Source organism: Aeromicrobium terrae (assembly GCF_008039565.1).
GTDB lineage: Bacteria > Actinomycetota > Actinomycetes > Propionibacteriales > Nocardioidaceae > Aeromicrobium > Aeromicrobium terrae.
Window position 1 is genome coordinate 481,016 of record NZ_VDUX01000001.1, and the last position, 23,128, is coordinate 504,143.

At 70.1% G+C, this 23,128-nt stretch carries 21 protein-coding genes and 1 tRNA gene; 10 read left to right on the forward strand and 12 right to left on the reverse strand.

Translation table 11 applies throughout. From position 1 onward, the window contains the following. Positions 1 to 53: 53 nt before the first annotated feature. Entirely contained in the window at positions 54 to 893 is an 840-nt protein-coding gene (locus FHP06_RS02420; protein ID WP_147683409.1) for an SDR family oxidoreductase, read from the forward strand. 1 nt (position 894) lies between these two features. Here FHP06_RS02420 and FHP06_RS02425 read toward each other — a convergent pair whose 3' ends face one another. From FHP06_RS02425 to FHP06_RS02445, 5 genes are all read right to left on the reverse strand, one after another. Then, positions 895 to 1,308 carry a GNAT family N-acetyltransferase gene (locus FHP06_RS02425; protein ID WP_222706323.1) on the reverse strand — a complete coding sequence of 138 codons (414 nt, stop codon included), beginning with the start codon at positions 1,306 to 1,308 and terminating at the stop codon, positions 895 to 897. A 41-nt stretch (positions 1,309 to 1,349) separates the two neighbouring features. Beyond that, positions 1,350 to 3,074: a proteasome ATPase gene (arc, locus tag FHP06_RS02430; RefSeq protein ID WP_147683413.1), complete on the reverse strand. Its 1,725-nt coding sequence runs from the start codon at positions 3,072 to 3,074 to the stop codon at positions 1,350 to 1,352. 81 nt (positions 3,075 to 3,155) lie between these two features. Next, positions 3,156 to 4,043, reverse strand: a complete 888-nt coding sequence (locus tag FHP06_RS02435) for a tRNA (adenine-N1)-methyltransferase (protein WP_147683415.1) — start codon at positions 4,041 to 4,043, stop codon at positions 3,156 to 3,158. Continuing rightward, positions 4,040 to 4,984, reverse strand: a complete 945-nt coding sequence (locus FHP06_RS02440) for a M50 family metallopeptidase (protein ID WP_147683417.1) — start codon at positions 4,982 to 4,984, stop codon at positions 4,040 to 4,042. The genes FHP06_RS02435 and FHP06_RS02440 overlap by 4 nt, the downstream gene beginning before the upstream one ends. 16 nt (positions 4,985 to 5,000) lie before the next feature. Continuing rightward, positions 5,001 to 5,648, reverse strand: coding sequence for an HAD family hydrolase (locus FHP06_RS02445; protein ID WP_230973379.1), 648 nt, complete (start codon positions 5,646 to 5,648; stop codon positions 5,001 to 5,003). A gap of 152 nt (positions 5,649 to 5,800) precedes the next feature. On the opposite strand from FHP06_RS02445, the gene metH reads away from it, so the two are divergent. Together metH and FHP06_RS02455 are read left to right on the forward strand one after the other, a co-directional pair. Continuing rightward, positions 5,801 to 9,562, forward strand: coding sequence for a methionine synthase (gene metH, locus FHP06_RS02450; RefSeq protein ID WP_147683420.1), 3,762 nt, complete (start codon positions 5,801 to 5,803; stop codon positions 9,560 to 9,562). Positions 9,563 to 9,591: 29 nt separating this feature from the next. Then, positions 9,592 to 10,434 carry a PAC2 family protein gene (locus FHP06_RS02455; RefSeq protein ID WP_230973380.1) on the forward strand — a complete coding sequence of 281 codons (843 nt, stop codon included), beginning with the start codon at positions 9,592 to 9,594 and terminating at the stop codon, positions 10,432 to 10,434. A 96-nt stretch (positions 10,435 to 10,530) separates the two neighbouring features. Here the strand turns inward: FHP06_RS02455 and mshC are convergent, their stop codons facing one another. Further along, positions 10,531 to 11,733 (reverse strand): cysteine--1-D-myo-inosityl 2-amino-2-deoxy-alpha-D-glucopyranoside ligase, encoded by a 1,203-nt coding sequence (mshC, locus tag FHP06_RS02460; protein ID WP_147683422.1) that lies wholly within the window; start codon positions 11,731 to 11,733, stop codon positions 10,531 to 10,533. Positions 11,734 to 11,807: 74 nt separating this feature from the next. Here mshC and corA point away from each other — a divergent pair, with 74 nt between their 5' ends. Continuing rightward, complete coding sequence (gene corA, locus FHP06_RS02465) at positions 11,808 to 12,773, forward strand: magnesium/cobalt transporter CorA (protein ID WP_147683424.1); 966 nt, start codon at positions 11,808 to 11,810, stop codon at positions 12,771 to 12,773. A gap of 3 nt (positions 12,774 to 12,776) precedes the next feature. Here corA and FHP06_RS02470 read toward each other — a convergent pair whose 3' ends face one another. Continuing rightward, positions 12,777 to 13,628 (reverse strand): undecaprenyl-diphosphate phosphatase, encoded by an 852-nt coding sequence (locus FHP06_RS02470; RefSeq protein ID WP_187271746.1) that lies wholly within the window; start codon positions 13,626 to 13,628, stop codon positions 12,777 to 12,779. Positions 13,629 to 13,677: 49 nt separating this feature from the next. Here FHP06_RS02470 and FHP06_RS02475 point away from each other — a divergent pair, with 49 nt between their 5' ends. Then, positions 13,678 to 14,637 (forward strand): aldo/keto reductase, encoded by a 960-nt coding sequence (locus FHP06_RS02475; protein ID WP_147683426.1) that lies wholly within the window; start codon positions 13,678 to 13,680, stop codon positions 14,635 to 14,637. After that, on the forward strand, positions 14,638 to 14,823 hold the full coding sequence (locus tag FHP06_RS02480) for a DUF5703 family protein (protein WP_147683427.1): 186 nt from the start codon (positions 14,638 to 14,640) through the stop codon (positions 14,821 to 14,823). A gap of 97 nt (positions 14,824 to 14,920) precedes the next feature. On the opposite strand, the gene FHP06_RS02485 is transcribed toward FHP06_RS02480, so the two are convergent. Together FHP06_RS02485 and FHP06_RS02490 are read right to left on the reverse strand one after the other, a co-directional pair. Continuing rightward, positions 14,921 to 16,213: a M20/M25/M40 family metallo-hydrolase gene (locus tag FHP06_RS02485; RefSeq protein ID WP_147683429.1), complete on the reverse strand. Its 1,293-nt coding sequence runs from the start codon at positions 16,211 to 16,213 to the stop codon at positions 14,921 to 14,923. A 9-nt stretch (positions 16,214 to 16,222) separates the two neighbouring features. Further along, the gene (locus tag FHP06_RS02490) at positions 16,223 to 16,621 is read right to left on the reverse strand and encodes an SRPBCC family protein (RefSeq protein ID WP_147683431.1); all 399 of its coding nucleotides are present in this window, start codon (positions 16,619 to 16,621) and stop codon (positions 16,223 to 16,225) included. Between the two features lie 35 nt (positions 16,622 to 16,656). Here FHP06_RS02490 and FHP06_RS02495 point away from each other — a divergent pair, with 35 nt between their 5' ends. Together FHP06_RS02495 and FHP06_RS02500 are read left to right on the forward strand one after the other, a co-directional pair. Next, entirely contained in the window at positions 16,657 to 17,538 is an 882-nt protein-coding gene (locus tag FHP06_RS02495) for an AAA family ATPase (protein ID WP_222706324.1), read from the forward strand. Then, on the forward strand, positions 17,535 to 18,947 hold the full coding sequence (locus FHP06_RS02500; protein WP_147683433.1) for a VWA domain-containing protein: 1,413 nt from the start codon (positions 17,535 to 17,537) through the stop codon (positions 18,945 to 18,947). The genes FHP06_RS02495 and FHP06_RS02500 overlap by 4 nt, the downstream gene beginning before the upstream one ends. Here FHP06_RS02500 and FHP06_RS02505 read toward each other — a convergent pair. Then, positions 18,925 to 19,746 carry a phosphatase PAP2 family protein gene (locus tag FHP06_RS02505; protein WP_147683435.1) on the reverse strand — a complete coding sequence of 274 codons (822 nt, stop codon included), beginning with the start codon at positions 19,744 to 19,746 and terminating at the stop codon, positions 18,925 to 18,927. The two genes, FHP06_RS02500 and FHP06_RS02505, sit on opposite strands and share 23 nt — an antisense overlap. 79 nt (positions 19,747 to 19,825) lie before the next feature. Between FHP06_RS02505 and FHP06_RS02510 the strand changes: the two genes are divergently transcribed. After that, positions 19,826 to 20,290 (forward strand): SRPBCC family protein, encoded by a 465-nt coding sequence (locus tag FHP06_RS02510; RefSeq protein ID WP_147683436.1) that lies wholly within the window; start codon positions 19,826 to 19,828, stop codon positions 20,288 to 20,290. A 37-nt stretch (positions 20,291 to 20,327) separates the two neighbouring features. Here FHP06_RS02510 and FHP06_RS02515 read toward each other — a convergent pair. Both FHP06_RS02515 and FHP06_RS02520 read right to left on the reverse strand, forming a co-directional pair. Next, positions 20,328 to 20,416 (reverse strand) — tRNA-Leu (locus tag FHP06_RS02515). A gap of 479 nt (positions 20,417 to 20,895) precedes the next feature. Next, positions 20,896 to 22,170: a DUF445 domain-containing protein gene (locus tag FHP06_RS02520; protein ID WP_230973381.1), complete on the reverse strand. Its 1,275-nt coding sequence runs from the start codon at positions 22,168 to 22,170 to the stop codon at positions 20,896 to 20,898. A 53-nt stretch (positions 22,171 to 22,223) separates the two neighbouring features. On the opposite strand from FHP06_RS02520, the gene ypfJ reads away from it, so the two are divergent. Then, positions 22,224 to 23,126: a KPN_02809 family neutral zinc metallopeptidase gene (ypfJ, locus tag FHP06_RS02525; RefSeq protein ID WP_147683438.1), complete on the forward strand. Its 903-nt coding sequence runs from the start codon at positions 22,224 to 22,226 to the stop codon at positions 23,124 to 23,126. Positions 23,127 to 23,128: the final 2 nt, after the last annotated feature.

Genomic DNA, 23,128 nt, shown 5'->3' on the forward strand with positions numbered 1-23,128 from the left:
TCCGCCGCGAGGCGTCTGGACAAAGAGAAGTGAAACGTGTTCTAGTTTTGCTCATGACGAACACGTACGGCAGCGACGTCCTCGCAGGCAAGGTGGCGTTCGTCGCGGGTGGCACCCGCGGCATGAACCTGGAGATCGCGCGGCGCTATGCCCAACAGGGCGCCAAGGTCGCGGTGCTCAGCCGCAACCAGGAGCGCGTCGACGCCGCCGTCGCGGAGCTGAAGGAGATCGGCGGCGAGGTGCTCGGCTTCAGCGCCGACGTCCGCGACTACGACGCGATCGACGTGGCGACCCGGGCCACCGCCGAGCAGCTGGGACCGATCGACCTGGTGGTCGCGGGCCAGGCCGGCAACTTCTACGCCCCGGCCAACGGGATGTCCGCCAACGGGTTCAAGGCCGTCATCGACATCGACCTGCTCGGCACGTTCAACGTGTTCCGTGCCGCGTACGACGTCATCAACAAGCCCGGCGCGTCGATGATCGCGATCACCGCGCCCGAGGCGGTGCGGCCGCTCAACTTCCAGGCGCACGTGTGCGCAGCGAAGGCCGGCGTGAACATGCTGATCAAGGTGCTGGCGCTGGAGTGGGGGCCGGAGGGCATCCGCATCAACGGCATCTCCCCCGGTCCGATCGAGGGCTCGTGGGGCATGGACAACGTCGCCACGCCGACGCAGGAGATGAAGGACCGCGTCACCGAGGCGATGCCGCTGCGCCGCTGGGGCACGAACACCGACATCGCCGACAGTGCGCTGTTCCTGTCGTCCGACGCCGCGTCCTACGTGACCGGCACGATCCTGGACACCGACGGCGGCGCCGTGATCTCGATCCCCGGCACCGACAAGGCCGACCCGGACGACGTCCGCGTCAAGGGTCGCGGGCACAAGGTTGAGTAGCTCAGAGCGTCTTGCCGAGGTGCACGCTCAGCGGCGCGTCCTTGTAAAAGCCGAACGCCGGGACGTCCTCGTAGCCGGCTGACCGGTACAGCGCGATGGCCTCGGGCTGCTCCAGGCCGGTCTCCAGCACGAACCGGGTGATGCCCGCCGCTGCCGCGTGCTGCTCGAGGTGGGCCAGCACCACGCGGGCGTGGCCGCGACCGCGGGCGGCCTCGCGCACGTACATGCGTTTGATCTCGGCCTCGGTGCCGCCGTGGCGGCGCCAGCCACCCATCGCGACCGGCACGCCGTCCTCGTAGGCCACGGCGAAGTACCCGCCCGGCGCCAGGAACTCCGTGGCGACGATCGGCGCGGTGTCGCCCTCGCCGCCGTACCGTCGCTGGTACTCCTGCTGGACCTCGGCGGTCAGCAGCACCGCGTCGTCGCTGTCGTACGGGACGTCGCGGATCTCCAGCGTCAGAGGTACTGCCCCGTGTTGGCGACGGTGTCGATGGAACGGCCGGGCTCGTTGCCGCCCTTGCCGGAGATGAGCGTGCGGATGAACACGATGCGCTCGCCCTTCTTGCCGGAGATGCGCGCCCAGTCGTCCGGGTTGGTGGTGTTCGGCAGGTCCTCGTTCTCCTTGAACTCGTCGAGGCAGGCCTGCAGGAGGTGCTGGACGCGGAGACCGTGCTGGTTCTGGTCCAAGTAGTCCTTGATCGCCATCTTCTTCGCCCGGTCGACGATGTTCTGGATCATGGCGCCGGAGTTGAAGTCCTTGAAGTACAGGACCTCCTTGTCGCCGTTGGCGTACGTGACCTCGAGGAACTGGTTGTCCTCGGACTCGGTGTACATCCGCTCGACGGTGCGCTGGATCATCCCGTTCACGCAGGCCTGCTTGTCGCCGCCGAACTCGGCGAGGTCGTCGGCGTGCAGCGGGAGCGACGTGGTCAGGTACTTGCTGAAGATGTCGCGGGCGGCCTCGGCGTCGGGGCGCTCGATCTTGATCTTCACGTCCAGGCGGCCGGGCCGCAGGATCGCCGGGTCGATCATGTCCTCGCGGTTGGAGGCGCCGATGACGAGGACGTTCTCCAGGCCCTCGACGCCGTCGATCTCGCTGAGCAGCTGCGGGACGATGGTGTTCTCGACATCGGAGGAGACACCCGACCCGCGGGTGCGGAACAGCGAGTCCATCTCGTCGAAGAAGACGATGACCGGCGTGCCTTCGCTCGCCTTCTCACGGGCGCGCTGGAACACCAGGCGGATGTGCCGCTCGGTCTCGCCGACGTACTTGTTCAGCAGCTCCGGGCCCTTGATGTTCAGGAAGTAGGAGCGACCCTCCTCGCCGGTCTTCTCCGAGACCTTCTTGGCGAGGGACGCGGCGACGGCCTTGGCGATCATCGTCTTGCCGCAGCCGGGCGGGCCGTAGAGCAGGACGCCCTTCGGCGGCTTGAGCTCGTGCTCGATGAACACGTCGGGGTGCAGGTACGGCAGCTCGACGGCGTCGCGGATCGACTCGATCTGGCCGCCCAGCCCGCCGATGCTCTCGTAGTCGATGTCGGGGACCTCTTCGAGGACGAGCTCCTCGACCTCGCTCTTGGGCACCCGCTCGTAGACGTAGTTGGCACGGCCGTCGAGCAGCAGCGAGTCGCCGGCGCGCAGCTTCAGCCCGATCAGCGAGTCGGCCAGGCGGACGACGCGCTCCTCGTCGGCGTTGCCCAGCACGAGGGCACGCTCGCCGTCGGCGAGGATCTCCTTGAGCATCACGACCTCGCCGGTGGTCTCGAACTCCAGCGCGGCGACGACGTTCATGGCCTCGTTGAGGATGACCTCCTGGCCCTTGCGCAGGTCGTCCTTGTCGACCGCGGGGCTCACGTTCACACGGAGCTTGCGGCCGCCGGTGAAGACGTCGACGGAGTCGTCGTCGTTGCGCTGCAGGAACGTGCCGAACCCAGTGGGCGGCTGGGCGAGGCGGTCGACCTCCTCCTTGAGGGTGACGATCTTCTCGCGGGCCTCGCGCAGCGTGGAGGTGAGGCGGTCGTTCTGCGACGTGGTGGCGGCGAGCCGGGCCTCGAGGTCGGACAGCCGGCTGTCGAGCGGGCCCTCCGAGCCGAGCCGGCGACGGAGGTGCTCGACCTCGTCGCGCAGGTAAGCGAGCTCGCGGTCCGAACCGCTCGTGTCGCCGTGATCCATGCTGCTCATCAGCCACCTCCTGCTCGTGCTTGAAACCCTACCTGTTCACACGTGACAGAAAACGGCATCTCGGGGCGGTGTTTGTGACGATCAGATGACGTCCGGATCCGGCTCGTCGACGCCAGGAGGACGCGGACCGGTGTAGTCGGGCCCGTAGGCACCCGGCGCCGGGCGACGCGTCTTCTCCAGGCTCCGCTCTCCCGGCGCCATCCGGCGGGCCATGGCGAGGAAGGCGGTGTGTCCGACCATCGAGTGCTTCGGGCGGACGGCCAGCCCCTCCAGGTGCCACTCGCGCTGGATGGTCTCCCACGCGACCGGCTCGGTGAACCCGCCCTCGGCCCGCAGCGACTCGACGAACAGCGACAGCTGCGTGGTGGTGGCGACGTAGGCGCAGATGACGCCGCCCGGCACGAGCCGCTCGGCGGCCAGCGGGATGCAGGTCCACGGGTCGACGAGGTCGAGGATCAGCCGGTCGATCTCGGGCTCGGCGACCACCTCCCGGACGTCGCCGACGGTGAGCGTCCAGGTCTCGGGGTCGGGCCCGGTGACCTGTTCGACGTTCTGGCGGGCGGTCTCGGCGAAGTCCTCACGCAGCTCGTACGACCCGACGTGACCGGTCGGGCCGACGGCGCGCAACAGGTAGACGGTGAGGCTGCCCGAGCCGGCGCCGGCCTCGACCACGCGGGCGCCCGGGAAGATGTCCGCCATCGTGACGATCTGCGCGGCGTCCTTGGGATAGACGACGGCGGCTCCGCGCGGCATCGACACCACGTACTCCGACAGCAACGGCCGGAACACCTGGTACTGGCCGCCGAGCGACGACTCGACGACGATGCCCTCCGGCCGCCCGATGATGTCGTCGTGCCGGATCTGGCCCTTCTTGGTGGAGAACTCCAGACCGGCCTGGAGCCGCACGTTGTGCTTGCGGCCCTTGGCGTCGCTGAGCCGGACCCACTCCCCTTCAGTGAAGTGGGTCATGCGCCGTCCCGGTACGCGGTGTCGACGCGGCTGGCGAGCAGCACCCCGGCGACTGAGCCGTCGGGCTCCTCGAGGACGTAGACCTCGGCCGGACGGGCGGCCATGGCGCGCAGCAGCGCCGTGCCCCGGAGGTCGACCGGCAGGTGCGGGGCGTCGTCAGGCACCGGCATCGCGGGGTCGAGGAGGAGCCGGGCGTGCAGGCCGTTGATCCGGGCGGTGCGGCTCGCGGTGCGCAGCGCGTGGCTCGCGCCTTCCCAGAGGAACCAGGCGACGACGAGCGCGAGCACCACGTCGAGGACGGCGGACTCCGAGCGGTCGATGACCAGGAGCACGGCCACGACGACGCCGACTGCGGTGAGCCGTCCCAGCCACCCGGCGAAGCGGATGCCGGTGGCCTCGTGGCCGGTGACCTTCCAGACGATGGCGCGGAACACCCGGCCGCCGTCGAGCGGGAGGCCGGGCAGCAGGTTGAACGCGGCCACGAGGATGTTCACCCAGGCGACCGACCAGACGACGTCGTGCAGGACGCCGGGGTCCATGCCGTCGGCCCACGCCCGGGCGGCCAGCCCGATGGCCAGCGACGCCAAGGGACCGACGATCGCGGTGACCAGCTCCTGCCACGGAGTGCGGCTCTCGCCCTCGACGGCCGTCTCCCCGCCGAGCAGGTGGAGGGTGATCGTGGGCACCCGCATGCCGAACGACCGCGCAGCGACGACGTGGGCGACCTCGTGCAGCAGGATCGACACGTACAGCGCGACGACGAACACCGCGGCGACCGCATAGGGGTTCGTGTCGGTCTCGTCGTCGAAGCGCGGGGCGAACAGGACCACGAGGGCCACGCCCATGAGCAGCAGCGACGGCCGCGCCAGGACCTGGGCACCCGCGATCCGGCCGAGTCGCCACGCGCCCGGCGAGCGTGCCGGGGCTCCAGGGGTCGTCACGCGTCCAACGTAGCGGTCACGCGCCGCCGGCGAGCGCGTGCACGTCGCTCGGCGAGAGCCCGTCGAGCGTCCGGACCAGGACTCGCCGCGGCGCCTCCGGGACGTTGACGACGTGCGGCACCACGATCACGAAGCAGCCGGCGGCGTTCGCCGACGTCGCCCCGGTGACCGAGTCCTCGACCGCCACGCAGTCGGCGGCGTCGACGCCGAGCATCTCCGCCGCGCGCAGGTAGGGCTCGGGGTGGGGCTTGCCGTGCGTGACGCGGTCACCCGTGACGACGGCCTGGAACGGCAGGGCGGCCGCCACCGGCGCCGCGATGGACTCGTAGGACATGGTGACCAGGGCCTGCGGCACTCCCTCGTCGGCGAGGGCGGTGATCAGCTCGACGGCACCCGGGCGCCACGGCACGTGCTCGGCGAGCGCCGACGCCACTCGGTCGACCAGCTGGTCGACGATCTGCTCCGGGGTCAGGTCGACGCCGAGTCGGGCCCGGATGTAGTGGCCGGCGTCGATCAGCGAGTTGCCCACCAGCTTCAGGCCGTCCTCGTCGGTCCAGACGGCGCCGTGCTCGTCGGCCAGGGCGTGCTCCCCCGCCATCCAGATGGGCTCGGTGTCGACCAGCGTGCCGTCGAGGTCCCACAGGACCGCCGCGATGTCTGCCACGGGTCGAGCGTACGGGCGCGCCCGTTCCGGCATGTGCGCGCCGCAACGTTCCGACTGATGAGACACTGGTCCGGTCGGTGGAACACCTGCGCGATAGCGCCGGTTGACCACCGTATCGTCGAGATTCGCCCACTCCCCTGAAGAGGAAGCCCGTGACCACGACCGCCCCCGACACGAATCTGCGCCCTGACGCGACCGAGGAGATCTCGGTCATCCTGCGGGAGCGGATCATGGTGCTCGACGGCGCGATGGGCACGGCGATCCAGCGGGACCGTCCTGACGAGGCCGGGTACCGCGGCGAGCGGTTTGCGAGCTGGGCGTGCGACGTCCAGGGCAACAACGACCTGCTGACGCTCACGCAGCCCGACATCATCGCCGGCATCCACCGCGAGTACCTCGAGGCCGGCGCCGACATCATCGAGACCAACACGTTCAACGCGAACGCGATCTCCCTCGCGGACTACGAGATGCAGGAGCTCTCGTACGAGCTCAACCTCGAGTCCGCCCGCCTGGCGCGCCGCGAGGCCGACGCGGTCACCGCGCAGACGCCGGACCGCCCGCGGTTCGTCGCCGGTGCCCTCGGGCCCACCACGCGCACGGCGTCCATCTCTCCGGACGTGAACGACCCCGGTGCGCGCAACGTCTCCTACGAGCAGCTCGTCGACGCCTACATGACGGCGACGCGCGGCCTGCTCGACGGCGGTGCCGATCTCGTCTTCATCGAGACCATCTTCGACACCCTCAACGCGAAGGCCGCGATCTTCGCCGTGGAGACCGTGTTCGAGGAGTACGGCCGCCGCTGGCCGATCATCATCTCCGGCACCATCACCGACGCCTCCGGACGCACGCTGTCCGGCCAGACCGCCGAGGCGTTCTGGCACTCGGTCCGCCACGCGCAGCCGTTGCTGGTGGGCCTCAACTGCGCGCTCGGCGCCAAGGAGATGCGTCCCTACATCGCCGAGATCGCCAAGCTCGCCGACTGCTTCGTCTCCTGCTATCCCAACGCGGGCCTGCCCAACGCGTTCGGCGAGTACGACGAGGCGCCCGACGAGACCGCCGCGATCCTCCGCGACTTCGCCGACAGCGGGTTCGTGAACCTCGTCGGCGGCTGCTGCGGCACGACGCCAGACCACATCGCTCACATCGCCAAGACCGTCGAGGGCCTCACGCCGCGCGTGCCGTCGGAGTCGGCCCCGGCGATGCGCCTCTCCGGCCTCGAGCCGCTCACCATCACCGAGGACTCGCTCTTCGTCAACGTCGGCGAGCGCACCAACATCACCGGGTCCGCCCGGTTCCGGAACCTGATTCGCGACGGCGACTACGACACGGCGCTGAGCGTTGCCCGCCAGCAGGTCGAGAACGGCGCACAGGTCATCGACGTCAACATGGACGAGGGCATGATCGACGGCGTCGCCGCGATGGACCGGTTCACCAAGCTCATCGCCAGCGAGCCCGACATCAGCCGGGTGCCCGTGATGGTCGACTCCTCCAAGTGGGAGGTCATCGAGGCCGGCCTGCGGAACATCCAGGGCAAGCCGATCGTCAACTCGATCTCCATGAAGGAGGGCGAGGAGAAGTTCCGCGAGCAGGCCCGGCTGGTCCGCAAGTACGGAGCAGCCGCCGTCGTCATGGCGTTCGACGAGGAGGGCCAGGCCGACAACCTCGAGCGCCGCAAGCAGATCTGCGAGCGCGCCTACCGGATCCTCGTCGACGAGGTGGGCTTCCCGCCCGAGGACATCATCTTCGACCCGAACGTGTTCGCCGTCGCCACGGGCATCGAGGAGCACGCCAACTACGGCGTCGACTTCATCGAGGCCACGCGCTGGATCAAGCAGAACCTGCCGGGCGCGCTGATCTCCGGCGGCGTCTCCAACGTCTCGTTCTCGTTCCGCGGCAACAACCCGGTGCGCGAGGCGATCCACGCCGTGTTCCTGTACCACGCAGTGGCCGCCGGCATGGACATGGGCATCGTCAACGCGGGCGCGCTCGTCGTCTACGACGAGATCGACCCGCCGCTGCGCGACGCCATCGAGGACGTCGTCCTCAACCGGCTCGCCGACCCGATGGAGGCCACCGAGAAGCTGCTGTCGATCGCGGGCGACTACGCCGGCGACGGCCAGAAGGCTGAGACGGTCGACGAGGAGTGGCGCTCGCTGCCCGTGGCCGAGCGGATCACGCACGCGCTCGTCAAGGGCATCGACAGCTACGCCGAGTCCGACACCGAGGAGCTGCGCGCCGAGATCGCCGAGCGCGGCGGCCGCACCATCGAGGTCATCGAGGGCCCGCTGATGGACGGCATGAACGTCGTCGGCGACCTCTTCGGCGCCGGCAAGATGTTCCTCCCGCAGGTCGTGAAGTCCGCGCGCGTCATGAAGAAGGCCGTCGCGTACCTGATCCCGTTCATCGAGGCGGAGAAGCGTCCTGAGGACGCCGCCACGAAGAAGGGCAAGGTCGTCATGGCGACCGTCAAGGGCGACGTCCACGACATCGGCAAGAACATCGTCGGCGTCGTGCTGCAGTGCAACAACTACGACGTCGTCGACCTCGGCGTCATGGTGCCCGCGCAGAAGATCCTCGACACCGCCATCGCCGAGGACGCCGACGCGATCGGCCTGTCCGGCCTCATCACGCCGTCGCTCGACGAGATGGTGAACGTCGCGTCGGAGATGGAGCGCCAGGGCTTCGAGGTGCCGCTGCTCATCGGCGGCGCCACGACGTCGCGCGCCCACACGGCCGTGAAGGTCGACGAGAAGTACCACGGCCCCGTCGTGTGGGTGAAGGACGCGTCGCGCTCCGTGCCCGTGGTCTCGCAGCTGCTGTCCGAGGAGGGCCGCGAGACGCTGCTGGCCGACCTCAAGGTCGACTACGACTCGCTGCGCGAGCGGCACGCCGCGCGCCAGGACACGCGCAAGCTGCTCTCCCTCGAGGACGCCCGCGCCGACAGCACACCCATCGACTGGGACGGCTACCAGCCGCCCGCGCCGGCCGGGCTCACCGTGGGCCAGCCGCTCGTGCTCAAGGACTACCCGCTCGCCGAGCTGCGCGAGTACATCGACTGGCAGCCGTTCTTCAACGCGTGGGAGATGAAGGGCAAGTTCCCCGACATCCTCAACAACCCTTCCACGGGCGAGGCCGCCACCAAGCTGTACGAGGACGCCCAGGTGATGCTCGACCAGCTCGTCGAGGGGGGCTGGCTGACCGCGAACGGCGTCATCGGCATCTTCCCGGCCAACACCGTCGGCCACGACGACATCGAGGTCTACGCCGACGACGCCCGGTCCGAGGTGCGCACGACGCTGCACCACCTGCGTCAGCAGACCGAGCACCGCGAGGGCGTCCCGCACCGCAGCCTCGCCGACTTCGTCGCGCCCAAGGAGACCGGCCTGCCCGACCACGTGGGCGCGTTCGCCGTCACCGCCGGCCTCGGGTCGTTGGACAAGATCAAGGAGTTCAAGGCCGCGCTCGACGACTACAGCGCGATCCTGCTCGAGTCGCTGGCGGACCGTCTCGCCGAGGCGTTCGCCGAGCGCCTGCACGAGCGGGTCCGCAAGGAGTTCTGGGGCTACCAGCCCGAGGAGTCGCTCGACAACGACGCCCTGATCGCCGAGAAGTACGTCGGCATTCGTCCGGCCCCCGGCTACCCCGCCTGCCCGGAGCACACCGAGAAGGCGCTGCTGTGGGACCTGCTCGACGTCCAGGCCAACACCGGCATCGAGCTGACCGACTCCATGGCCATGTGGCCGGGCGCGTCGGTGAGCGGCTGGTACTTCTCGCACCCGCAGTCGCAGTACATGGTGGTGGGCCGGCTCGGCCGCGACCAGGTGGCCGACTACGCACAGCGGAAGGGCTGGAGCGTCGAGGAGGCCGAGCAGCGGCTGTCGAACAACCTCGGCTACCGTCCCGACTCCGAGTGAATCCACCGCCCAGCGCCTAGGCTGGTCGTGTGGAAGACGTCTCGATCCCCCCGCTGCGCGACCCCTGGATGGTCGCGGCCTTCGAGGGCTGGAACGACGCCGCCGACGCGGCGTCGTCCGTCATCGATCACCTCGTCGCCGAGTGGGACGCGGAGGTCCTGGTCGAGCTCGACCCTGAGGAGTACTACGACTTCCAGGTGAACCGCCCGCACGTGCATCCCGACGAGGGCGGCACGCGTGCGATCGTCTGGCCGACGCCCACGCTGTACCTCGCCCGTCCGCCGGGTGCGCAGCGCGACGTGCTGCTGTTCCGGGCTCCTGAACCGAACATCCGCTGGCGGTCGTTCTGCTCCACGGTCATCGGCCTGGCCCGTCTCGCCGGCGTCACGGAGCTGGTGACGATGGGGGCGCTGCTCGCCGACACCCCGCACACCCGCCCGGTGCCGGTCAGCGGCTCGTCGTCCGATCCCCTGCTGACCGAGCGCCTCTCGCTCCAGCCGTCCACGTACTCCGGCCCGATCGGCATCAACTCGGTGCTGAGCGAGACCGCGGCGATCGAGGGCATCCCGTCGCTGTCGCTCTGGGCGGCCGTGCCGCACTACCTGGCCGAGCCGCCGTGCCCCAAGGCCACGCTCGCCCTGCTGGGCAGCCTCGAGGACGCCATCGGCGTCGGGCTCCCGCAGGGCAGCCTGGAGGAGCTCAGCGAGGCCTGGCAGCGCGGTGCCAGGGAGGTCGCCGACGCCGACCCGGACATCGCCGAGTACGTCCAGGAGCTGGAGAACGAGCGCGACACCAGCGAGCTCCCCGAGGCCTCCGGCGACGCCATCGCCCGCGAGTTCGAGCGCTACCTGCGCCGCCGCGACATCAGCTAGGCCCCCGGGTCCCCGAGATTTGGCCGGTTGCGCACCGAAAATCGCGTCGTCGCGCCCGAAAAGCGTGAGCAACCGGCCACATCTGGAGGACCGGGGCTACAGGGCGATGCCCAGGAGGGCATCGAGGGCCGTGGCCACGGTGGCTGCTCCCTCGTCGTTGCCTTCTGCTGAGGCCCAGCGATCGACGGCGGCCAGTGCGGCCGGGGCGTCGAGGTCGTTCGCCAGCGCCTCGCGGACCTCGGCGACGAGCGCGTCGGCCGGCGGCGTCGATTTCCGCGCCACGGCCGCGCGCCAGCGCTCGAGGCGCTGCTCGGCGGCGGTGAGGTCGGCGTCGAACCACTCCCAGTCCTCGCGGTAGTGGTGGGCCAGCAGGGCGAGACGGATCGCCATCGGGTCGTGGCCGGCCTCCCGCAGCCGGGAGACGAGCACCAGGTTGCCCTTGGACTTCGACATCTTCTCGCCGTCGAAGCCGACCATGCCGGCGTGGACGTACGCGCGGGCGAACGGCTCGCCGGTGGCGACCTGCGCCTCGGCGGCGGACATCTCGTGGTGCGGGAAGACCAGGTCCGATCCCCCGCCCTGCACGTCGAACGTCGCGCCGAGGTGGTGGTGCGCGATGGCCGCGCACTCGATGTGCCAGCCCGGGCGGCCGGGACCGAGCTTCGAGTCCCACGACGGCTCGCCCTCGCGGGGTGCCTGCCACACCAGGCAGTCCAGCGGATGCTTCTTGCCCGGACGATCCGGGTCGCCGCCGCGCTCGCCGAACAGCGACCGCATCGTCGCCTCGTCGAACCCGGAGACCGAGCCGAACGAGTCGGCGGCATGGACGTCGAAGTAGAGGTCGTCGTCGACGCGGTACACGTGGTCGCCGAGGCGCTCGACGAGGTCGACGACCAGGTCGATGGACTCGACGGCGCCGATGTAGTGCGCGGGCGCGAGCATCCGCAGCGCGGTCATGTCGTCGCGGAACAGCTGCGTCTCCCGCTCGGCGAGCTCGACCCAGTCCTCCCCCGTGGCCGTGGCGCGCTCCAGGAGCGGGTCGTCGACGTCGGTGACGTTCTGCGTGTAGACGACGTCGAGGCCGCGGTCGAGCCACTGGCGCTGCAGGAGGTCGAACGCGAGGTACGTGGCGGCGTGGCCGAGGTGCGTGGCGTCGTACGGCGTGATGCCGCAGACGTAGAGACGGGCCGTGTCGCTCGGGGCCGACTCGACCAGGGCGTCGGTGGCGCTGTCGTGGACCCGCAGCACGGGGGTGGATCCGTCGAGCGTCGGGACCTCGGGGCTCGACCAGCTGCGCATGGGGTGAGCGTATCGACGTGGGACACGCGGCTCGGCGTCGGCCGTCGCGGTGCCCGGGGCGTCACAATGGCGACGTGATCATCGACTGCGCGATCTACCGCCACGGGATCCGCGAGACCACACCGCACGAGCCCGACGCCATCGGCGAGGCGCTCGCCTCCCTGGACGACCCGCTCGACTTCATCTGGATCGGCTTGTTCGAGCCGGACCAGGACGAGCTCGCGAGGATCGCCGAGCCGCTGTCGCTGCACCCGCTGGCGGTGGAGGACGCGCTGGAGGCGCACCAACGCCCCAAGGTGGAGCGGTACAGCGACCACCTGTTCATGTCGATCCGCACGATCACGTACGACGACGACCAGATCGAGACCGGCGAGATCAACCTGTTCCTCGGCCAGCACTTCCTGCTGACGGTGCGCCACGGGCCCGGCCACGACCTGCGCGAGGTGCGCCGGCGCGCGGAGGCCAACGTCAAGGAGCTCGAGCACGGTGCCATCGCCGCCCTCTACAGCGTCGTCGACTCGATCGTCGACGAGTACGAGGACGTCACCCTCGAGCTCGAGAACGACGTGCAGGAGGTCGAGGCGTCGGTCTTCTCGCACGAGCGCACGAGCGACTCCTCGCGCATCTACCTGCTCAAGCGAGAGACGCTCGAGTTCCGCCGGGCCGTCACGCCGCTGCGCGAGCCGATCCACCGCTTCGCCGTCGGCGCCATGCCGGAGGAGACGCAGCCGTACTTCCGCGACATCGCCGACCACCTCGCCCGGGTGGCGGAGAGCATCGACGCCACCGACAAGCTGCTCGACAACGCCCTGAGCGCCCACCTCGCCCAGCTGTCGATCCAGCAGAACGACGACATGCGCAAGCTAGCGGCGGGTGCCGCCCTCTTCGGCATCCCGACCGCCATCGCCGGCATCTACGGGATGAACTTCGAGCACATGCCGGAGCTCTCCTGGACGTTCGGCTACCCGCTTTGCATCGTGCTGATCGCCGCGCTCTGCTTCTACACCTACACGCGGTTCAAGAAGTCCGGCTGGCTCTGAGCCTCAGCCGAGCACGACGGTCGACGTGATCGCGCCGCCGGCCACCAGCGCGAGCACGAGGCCGCCGAGGCCGATCCGGTAGAGCACGAACGGCGTGTACGCGTGCTTGCTGACGTACTCCAGCAGCCAGTGGATCACCGCCAGGCCGACGACGAACGAGATCACCGTGGCGACGATCGTCGGGCCGGTCCCGTAGGCGTTCGGCTGGTCCGGGATGTCCTTGAGGTTGTAGATGCCCGCGCCGAGCACGGCCGGGATGGCGAGGAGGAACGCGTAGCGCGTCGCGGCGCGTCGCTCGTAGCCGAGCAGCAGGCCCATCGTGATCGTGCCGCCGGACCGGGAGACGCCCGGGAACAGCGCGCAGGCCTGGGCGAGGCCGAACAGCACGGCGTCGCGGGTGGTGAGCTCCTCGATGGGCTTGGTCTTGCGGCCGATTCGCTCGGCGATGCCGAGGAAGATGCCGAACACGATCAGCGCGACGGCGATCAGGGCCACCCGCCGGAACTCGTGCTTGATCGAGTCCTGGAACGCGAGTCCGAGCAGGACGATCGGCACCGAGCCGATGATCACGAACCAGCCCATCCGCCACTCCTGCGTGTCGCGAGCAGCGGATGAGAACACGCCACGGAGCCAGCCGGAGGCGATCGTGACGATGTCGCGCCAGAAGTAGATGACCACCGCGAGCTCCGTGCCGATCTGGATCACCGCCGTGAACGCGGCGCCCGGGTCGTCCCAGCCGAAGAACACCGGGAAGATCGCGAGGTGAGCGCTGGAGGAGATGGGCAGGAACTCGGTCAGGCCCTGGAGCAGCCCCAGGACCACGGCACGGAGCAGATCAGAGGGGAGGAAATCCACCGTGCGAGCCTAACGGCCTAGGCCATGCCTCCCGGACTACCCTGGCGCCATGCAGGAGCGGCGCGTCGGACGATCGGGGCTCCGGGTGTCGCGCCTTGCTCTCGGCACCATGACGTTCGGCGAGCAGGTCGACGAGATCGAGGCCGAGGAGCAGGTCACCACGTTCCTCGACGCCGGCGGCACCATGGTCGACACGGCGCCCATCTACGGCAGCGGAGCGTGCGAGCCCGTGCTCGGCCGGATCCTCGGCCGCCTCGGCGTCCGCGACCGGATCGTCCTCACCGGCAAGGCCGGACTGGGGCATCGCGACGGCGAGGTCGTCCGCGACGCGTCGCGCAAGACGCTGCTCGACCAGCTCGACACCTCGCTCCGCGACCTCGGCACCGACCACCTCGACGTCTGGCAGATCCACCGCTGGGACGAGAAGGCGCCGCTCGACGAGGCCCTCGGCGCGCTCGAGCACGCCGTGCGCACCGGCCGCACCCGCTACGTCGGCATCTCCAACTTCTACGGCTGGCAGACGGGTCTCGCCCACGCCGGCCTAGCGGCTCAAGACGTCCCGCTGATCAGCAACCAGGTCGAGTACTCCCTGCTGCGGCGTGACGTCGAGCGCGAGGTCGTGCCGGTGGCCGAGTACGTGGGCATGGGCCTGTTCGCCTGGTCACCCCTGGGCCGTGGCGTCCTCACCGGCAAGTACCGCGGTGGCATCCCGTCCGACTCGCGTGCCGCCGACGCCGGCGGCTGGGAGGGCTTCGTCGCCCCGTACCTCACCGCGGAGCGCACCGGCGTCGTCGAGGCGCTGGCCAAGGCCTCCGACGGGCTCGACGTCACCATGGCGCACGCCGCGCTCGCGTGGCTGCTGACCCGCCCGCAGGTGGCCTGCGCCATCATCGGTGCGCGCACCACCGAACAGCTGAAGGAGAACCTCGCCGCCGACGAGGTGGAGCTGCCGCCCGAGATCGTCGAGGCCCTCGACGACGTCTCGAACCCGGAAGGATGGGATGCGTAAGTGGTCGAGTACGAGTTCTGGAACCTGGCCATCGACCGGACGCAGTCGCGGAACGCGGTCTGTCACATGCTGACGCAGGCCGCCGAGTACCACGGGTGGGAGCTCGACCGGCTGCGCAAGGACTCCAGCGGACGACGCACCGTCCGGCTGCGCCGCAAGATCATCCGCATGCGCGTGACGGTGTGACGGGCCGACGAGAGCCAGCGAGGAGCGTCCGGCCAGGTCGAGTGTGCGCGCCGGAGGCGCCCGGCGTATCGAGACCCGGTGAGGCTCCCAGGCTCGCCTAAATCAGGTTCAGGAACTCGTCGAAGACCCGCGAGCCGAACTCCAGCGCGTCCAACGGGACCCGCTCGTCGACGCCGTGGAACAGCGCGGTGAAGTCGAGGTCGGCCGGCAGGCGCAGCGGGGTGAACCCGTACGACGTGATGCCGAGCTTGCTCCAGCCCTTGGCGTCCGTGCCACCGGACATCAGGAACGGCGCGATGTGCGCGTCCGGGTCCTGGCTGTGCAGCGCGACGGTCATCGCGTCGACGAGATCGCCCTCGAACGCGAACTCCAGCGCGGTGTCGGTGATGTAGGGCTCCACCTGCACGCGCTCGCCCACGACATCCTGGACGGCAGGGAGGAACGTGTCGGCGTGGCCCGGCAGGTAGCGACCGTCGACGTAGGCGACGGCCTCCCCCGGGATGACGTTGTGCTTGTAGCCGGCCTGCAGCATCGTCGCGTTGGTGGTGTTGCGGATGCCCGCGCCGATCATCCGGACGGCCGGGCCGAAGTGCTCCAGCAGCTCGTCCGGCGAGCCGGTGCTGCCGGTGAGCTCGGTGACCTTCGCCAGCAGCTGCTCCATCGACGGTCCCGGCGCGGCCGGCCACTCGTGCTCGCCGAGCGCCACCAGGGCCTGCGCCAGGTGCGTGACGGCGTTGTCGGCGTTGGCCATCGAGCCGTGCCCGGCGGTGCCGCGAGCCGTGAGGCGCATCCAGGCGATGCCCTTCTCCCCCGACTCGATCAGGTAGAGCCGCTGGCCGCCGATCTCGGTGGAGAAGCCGCCCACCTCGCCGATCGCCTCGGTGCAGCCCTCCAGCAGGTCGGGCCGGTGCTCGGCCATCCAGTGCGCGCCCAGCACGCCGCCGGCCTCCTCGTCGGCGGTGAAGACGAGGGTGATCGGACGGTCTGGGATGACCCCGGCGCGCTGCCGGGCCCGGACGACCGAGAGCAGGATCGCGTCGAAGTCCTTCATGTCGACCGTGCCGCGACCGAACAGGTAGTCGTCGACGATCTCGGCGGCGAACGGGTCGACGCTCCAGTCCTCGGCCATGGCCGGGACGACGTCGAGGTGGCCGTGCAGCAGCAGGCCGTCGCGTGGTGAGTCCTGGTTGCCCCAGCGGGCGACGACGCTGGCGCGGCCGGGCTCGGACTCGACGATCTCGGAGTCGATGCCGACCTCGGCGAGCGAGGCGGCGACGAACTCCGCGGCCTTGCGCTCGCCCGGGCCCGAGTCGTCGCCGTAGTTCGAGGTGTCGATCCGGATCAGGTCACGGCAGATCTCGAGCGTCTCGGCTCCCGGTTCGTAGGCCATGCGGTCAGCCTACGTGCGGGTCAGGCCCTCCAACACCCGACCGAACAGGCGCCGGCCGAGCGCCGCCTCGACCCGTCGGAGCGGGCCGACGACGCCCCTGGTGAGGGCCAGCTCGCGCCAGGTGATGCGGGAGCCGAGGTCGAGCGGCTCGACCGTGATCTCGGCCCAGCCGCGCACCACCCGGCCGCGCTTCTCGAGGCGGCAGAACCGGGGCGGGTCCCACTCGACGACGTCCATCGGGTCGTCGAACGCGGCGGGCCCGACACCGGTCCGGGCGACGAATCCGGTGTCCGTGAGCCGGATCGTGGTGAGCGGGACGAAGTCGCCGTGCCGCACCCAGTCGGTGACGCGTGCGAACGCCTCTTCCTGGCTCAGAGGCACCTCACGCACGATCTCGAACGGGTCCACGGCACGATGGTAGGGAGCACGGCGGAAGGATGCAGATGTCCACGATGGACTTCACGTCGGTCGACGACGTCAAGAAGCGCCTCGAAGAGGTGGGCTACCTGGCGTCCGACGCCGTGGCCACGACCGTGTACCTCGCCAGCGAGCTGGGCAAGCCGCTGCTCGTCGAGGGCCCGGCCGGCGTCGGCAAGACCGAGCTGTCCCGCGCGGTCGCCGAGGCGTGCGACGCGTCGCTGGTGCGCCTGCAGTGCTACGAGGGTGTCGACGAGGCGCGCGCCCTCTACGAGTGGAACCACGCGAAGCAGCTGCTGCGGATCACCGCCGGCCGCGACGAGACGTGGGACGAGGCGCGCACCGACATCTTCAGCGAGGAGTTCCTGCTCCCTCGCCCATTGCTGACCGCCATCCGCAACGACGGTCCGACCGTCTTGCTCGTCGACGAGACCGACAAGGCCGACGTCGAGATCGAGGGCCTGCTGCTCGAGGTGCTCGGCGACTTCCAGGTGACGGTGCCGGAGCTCGGCACGATCGTCGCCACCCGCAAGCCGTTCGTGGTCCTCACCTCCAACGCCACGCGCGAGCTCTCCGAGGCCCTGCGTCGCCGCTGCCTGTTCCTGCACGTCGACTTCCCGGAGGCGGACCTCGAGGAGCGCATCGTCCGGCTGAAGGTCCCCGACCTCGACGAGACGCTGGCCGCCTCCGTGGTGCGCGTCGTCAACGCCCTGCGCGCCCTGCCGCTCCGCAAGGCGCCGTCCATCGCGGAGACCATCGACTGGGCCCGCACGCTGCTCGCCCTCGGCGCCGACATCCTCGACGACGAGGTCGTCCGCGACAGCCTCGGCGTCATCCTCAAGCACGCCGACGACGTCGCCAAGGCGCGCAGCAGCCTCGACCTCGACCAGGTGCTCTCGCCCTCATGACCGCACCCGTCACCGACGGCGACCTGGCGTCCCGCCTCGTCGAGTTCGTCGGTGCGCTGCGCAGCAAGGGCATCCCGGCGGGTCCGAGCGAGACGGTCGACGCCGCGTCCGTGATCGACGTCCTCGGGCTCGACCGCCGCGAGCTGCTCCGCGAGGGGCTCGCCTCCGCGCTCGTCCGGCGCGGTGGCCAGCGCGAGGTCTTCGACATGACGTTCGACCTGTTCTTCCCGGCCGGCACCGGGGCCACCCAAGCTGTCCTCGACCGCGACGAGGAGATGAACCTCGACGACCTGCGCGACCTGCTCGCGATGGCCCTCGCCGACGACGACGCTCGCGCGCTGGAGCAGGTGGCCGAGATCGCCGTCGACCTCCTGGGCCAGGTCGGCGACCCGGACTCGCCGACGGGCGGATGGTCGGCCTACCAGACGCTCGAACGGCTGCGTCCGCAGACGATGCTGGTGCAGGCCCTCGGCCTCCGCGGCCAGGGGGCCGGTGGCCAGGGTCGTGGGCAGTCGCAGGGCCAGGGCAGCACGCCGCAGGTCACGGACCGGCTGGAGCGCGACGAGGTGCGGCGCAACGTCGAGCGGTTCCGGCAGATGGTGGCCGCCGAGGCCCGTCGCCGGACGGCCGAGCAACGTGGCCGCGAGGTCGTCACGCGCCACGCCGTCCGCCAGGGCAGCGACCGCATCGACTTCCTGAGCGCCAACCGGCAGCAGCTCGAGGAGCTCCGCACGACGATCCGCCCGCTGTCGCGCAAGCTTGCGACGCGCCTGGCCGCCCGTCGCCGCCGGGCGCAGCGCGGCCGCATCGACATCCGGCGCACCCTGCGGCGCTCGATGGGCACCGGCGGCGTCCCGCTGCGTCCTGCGTACGCCAAGCCGCACCCGGCGCGTCCGGAGCTGGTGCTGCTGTGCGACGTCTCCGGGTCGGTCTCCGGCTTCTCCAGCTTCACGATGCTGCTGGTCCAGGCGCTGAGCGACCAGTTCAGCAAGGTCCGCGTCTTCGCGTTCGTCAACGCGATGGACGAGGTCACCGACATCGTCAAGGACACGTCCGGTGACCTCGGCACGCGCATCTCCCAGGAGGCGCGGATCACGAAGTGGCACACCAGCAGCGACTACGGCGAGGCGCTGGGCGACTTCGCCGAGCAGTACCTCGAGGCCGTCGGCCCCCGGACGTCGGTGCTGATCCTCGGCGACGCCCGGAACAACAACCAGGACCCCAACCTCGGCGCGCTCCACGACATCGCGCAGCGTTCACGACGGCTGTTCTGGCTCAACCCCGAGAACCACCTGCGCTGGGGCCTCGGCGACTCCATCGCGCCCGTCTACGCCGACGTCGTCGAGATGCACGAGTGCTGCAACGTCGACCAGCTGAGCCGGTTCATCACCCGACTGCTGCCGGTGTGAGCTCCGCGGCCTGACGCCGACGCGCGACGCGGCGTCGCACCGCCCCGTCGAGCCACAGGCCGGCGACCAGCAGGGCGATCGCCACGAAGCCGTCGAGCCACCAGTGGTGGCCGGTCGCGGCGACGACGAACAGCGTGATCGGGAGGTGCATGAAGACCACCCATCGCCACGGGCTGCGGGAGGCGGCCACCGCACCCAGGGCCACCACGGCGGCCCAGCCGACGTGGATGGACGGCATCGCGGCGAACTGGTCGGACACCCCCGTCCCCACCGGCCCGTACACGTCGAACCCGTTGGCGACGGAGAGGTCGACGAAGTGCAGCTCGGGGATGAAGCGGGGTGGCGCGACGCGGATGAACCGGATGATGAGGCAGCCGAGCGTGAGGAGGGCCAAGCCGTTGCGCCAGTGCGGGTAGTGGTCGCGGTGGCGCACGAACAGCCAGATCATGAACACGATCAGCGACGGGACGTGCATCGTGGCGTAGTAGGCGTTCGTGATCCAGGCGAGATGATGGTGGATCACGAAGTGCTGCAGCCCGATCTCCGACGGCAGGTGCATCCACTCCTGGACGTCGAGGAGCCAGCGGGCCCGGTCCATGGCACCGGACTCGTGCGTGAACGGCAGACGGTGCGCGATGCGCCAGATGGAGTAGAGCGTCGAGATGAGCGTCAGCTCACCGGTGAGCGCGACGCCGAACGTCACCAACCGGCTCGGACGCCGCACCCGCCGCAGCAGGAGGAACGCGACGAGAAAGACGACGGCGCCCACGGCCGCTTGGTCCCAGGTCACCCATCGCACGACCGGATGCTACGCCGACCGTCCCCGTCCGTGGCCCAGATCATGCGTGCGAGGGCCGTCCGACGGGTACGTGCAGGCCATGAGCACCGTCACCCGCATCGTCCGAGCCTCGCCGGAGCGCGTCTGGGAGGTCCTGGCCGACGGCTGGACCTATCCCCTGTTCGTCGTCGGGGCGACCCGCATGCGCGACGTCGACGAGGAGTGGCCGGAGGTCGACTCGGCCATCCACCACTCCGTCGGCCTCTGGCCGCTCGTGATCAACGACAGCACCGTCGTCACCCACGTCGAGCCCGGCACGGTGCTCGGCCTCCGTGCCCGCGCCTGGCCGCTGGGCGAGGCCGACGTCGAGTTCCGGCTCGCCCCGCACGCCGACGGCACCGAGGTCACGATCGAGGAGGACGTCGCGTCCGGCCCGGGCGTGCTCGTACCGCCGCCGCTCAAGGGTCTGTCGCTCACCTGGCGGAACATCGAGACGCTGCGGCGCTTCGCCTTCGTCGCCGAGAACGGTCGCGCGCCGCTGGCGAGCGAGCACAGGGGGTCCTGAACATGACGATGGGCCGCGACTTCTCGCGGCCCATCGATGGTGTCCGAGGGGGGACTTGAACCCCCATGCCCGTAACCGGGCACTAGCACCTCAAGCTAGCGCGTCTACCAATTCCGCCACCCGGACGAGGCTCCAGCCGGAGCCGTGGTGCAGTCAGGAACTCTAGCAAACGGAGCGAGCCGCCCAGCACGGGGTGGCGAGCGTCTCAGTGACAACCGCGCGCAGATTTGGCAGACTCATCTGCGGCTTTGTGCCGTCAATAGTTGAGGCCCCGGGAAGTATGAGTTCCCGGGGCCTCGCTGTGAGCGAGTGTGATGATCTCTCTCATCCGGAATCTCGTCCTCCAGCTCCGCCTGCCGCATCACCGGCCGGCTGCCTGGACCGAAGTCCTGGCGAGGAACTCGATTCTGAGTTTCCTTCCCGCTCTCCCGAAGGAGTGCGTGAGACAGTTCTATGCCCCTCGGCCAGAGGTGCACAAGAGCTTTTCCGAACTTTTTTCGCAGATCAGCCAATATTTTTCTGCCGTCCACAGACCGGCCCATGTCACCCACAGACCGCGCCGTATTGTGCACACCTTTTCCACATCTTTGCCCCCAGATGTGGGCTCAGACGAGGGTCGAGATCGCGTGGATCGTGAGGCCCGCGAGTCCGCCGACGACCGTTCCGTTGATGCGGATGAACTGGAGGTCCCGTCCTACGTGCAGCTCGATGCGCTCGGCCGTCTCCTTGCCGTCCCAGCGGTTCACCGTGGCGGAGATGATCGTCGCCAGCTCGTGCCCGTAGTGGATGACGACGTAGCCGGCGACATCGGCCAGCAGACCGTCGACCCGGGCGCCGAGCTCGCGGTCGTCCTGCAGCCGGTGTCCGAGCGTCCGCAGCTCCTCGACCGCTCGACGCCGGAGCATGCCGTCGGGGTCGTGCAGCGCGCCGACGAGCGCTCGGCGCAGCGCCTCCCAGAGCGCGATCGACGTCGACGCGACCTGCGGCTGGGCCAGCAGGCGGTGCTTGAGCCGCTCCGCGCGGGCCTGGGTGTCCGGGTCGTGCTGCAGGTCGTGCGCCAGCTGGCGGAGCCACCGGTCGAACGCCTGGCGCGCCCGGTGCTGCGGCGTGCGCCGGATCTCGTCGACCCACTCGACGACCTCGCGGTGCAGACGGTGCGAGACCCGCTCGTCGAGCCAGGCCGGCGTCCAGGACGGCGCCCGCTGCTCGATCAGCGAGGTCACCTCCCGCTCGTTGGAGACCAGCCAGGACTGCAGCTCGGTGATCACGAGGTCGACCGCCCCGACGTGCGCCTCCTCCTGCACCACCTCGTCGAGGAGCTGGCCGATCATCGGGCTCAGCTGCTCGTCCAGCAGTCGCGGGATGAGCGCTTCCTGCACGAGCGCGGCGACGTCGGACTCCTTGACCCGGCCGAGCCCGTCCGCCATGGCGCGCGAGCCGATGGAGACGATCCGCTCGGCGTGCCCGTCCTCGAGCAGCCACGCGCCGGCCCGCGCTCCGACCTCGGCGGTGAGGATCCGCTCGCGGACGACCTCCTCGCGCAGGAAGTTGTCCGCGACGAACTCCTCCAGGCTCGCGCCGAGCGACGCCTTGCGCTTCGGGATGATCGCGGTGTGCGGGATCGGCAGGCCCAACGGGTGGCGGAAGAGCGCGGTGACCGCGAACCAGTCCGCGATGGCACCCACCATCGCCGCCTCGGCGCCGGCGTTGACGTAGCCGAGCGCGCCGTCCTGGTCGAGCGTGACGACGTACACGATCGCCGCGAGGACCAGCAGCGACAGCGCCAGGGTCCGCATCCGGCGCAGGCCTCGGCGACGGACCGCGTCCCCCGTCCCGTCGGCCGGGATGGCCAGGCCGGAGGCCGTCGCGTCAGGGGTCACGCCGAGCAGCCTAGGCGAGGGCTGACCCTCTCGCCCGTGCGTAGACTTCCGCCATGAGCTTCAACGAGGGGGCCGACCTCGACACCAGCCAGGTCACCGGCGGGGGCGGCGGTCGCGGCGGCGCGATCATCGGCGGCGGCATCGGCAGCCTCGTGCTCGTGCTCGTCGCGGCGTTCTTCGGCGTCGACCTGAGCGGCGTCACCGGTTCGAGCAACCCCTTCGACCCGGGCCAGGTCACCACGGGCGGCCAGGAGTCCGGCGCCGACTTCTCGCAGTGCAAGACCGGCGCCGACGCCAACCGCGACGACGTCTGCCGTGTGATCGGCACGGTCAACAGCGTCCAGGACTACTGGAACGACGCCCTGCCGGCCGACGTCGGTCGTCAGTACCACGCCGCGAAGACCGTCCTCTTCTCCGGCGCGACGCAGTCGGCCTGCGGCACCGCGTCCAACCAGACCGGCCCGTTCTACTGCCCGTCCGACGAGCGCGTCTACATCGACGCCAGCTTCTTCGACGAGCTCAGCAGCCGGTTCGGCGCCGACGACGGCGCCCTCGCCCAGGAGTACGTGGTGGCCCACGAGTACGGCCACCACGTGGAGAACATCCTCGGCATCCTCGCCAAGGGCCAGGACGGCCGCACCGGCCCGACGAGCGGCGGCGTCCGCATCGAGCTCATGGCCGACTGCCTGGCCGGTGTCTGGGCCAGCCACGCCTCGTCCACCAAGGACGCGGACGGCGACACGCTCCTCAAGCCACTCACGGACGACGACATCAAGTCGGCCCTGTCCGCGGCCGCCGCCGTCGGCGACGACCACATCCAGGAGTCCTCGGGCGGCGGGGTCAACCAGGACACCTGGACCCACGGCTCGAGCGAGTCGCGGCAGCGCTGGTTCATGACCGGGTACAAGAGCGGCACCGCCAACCAGTGCGACACCTTCAGCACCGACCAGCTGTGACC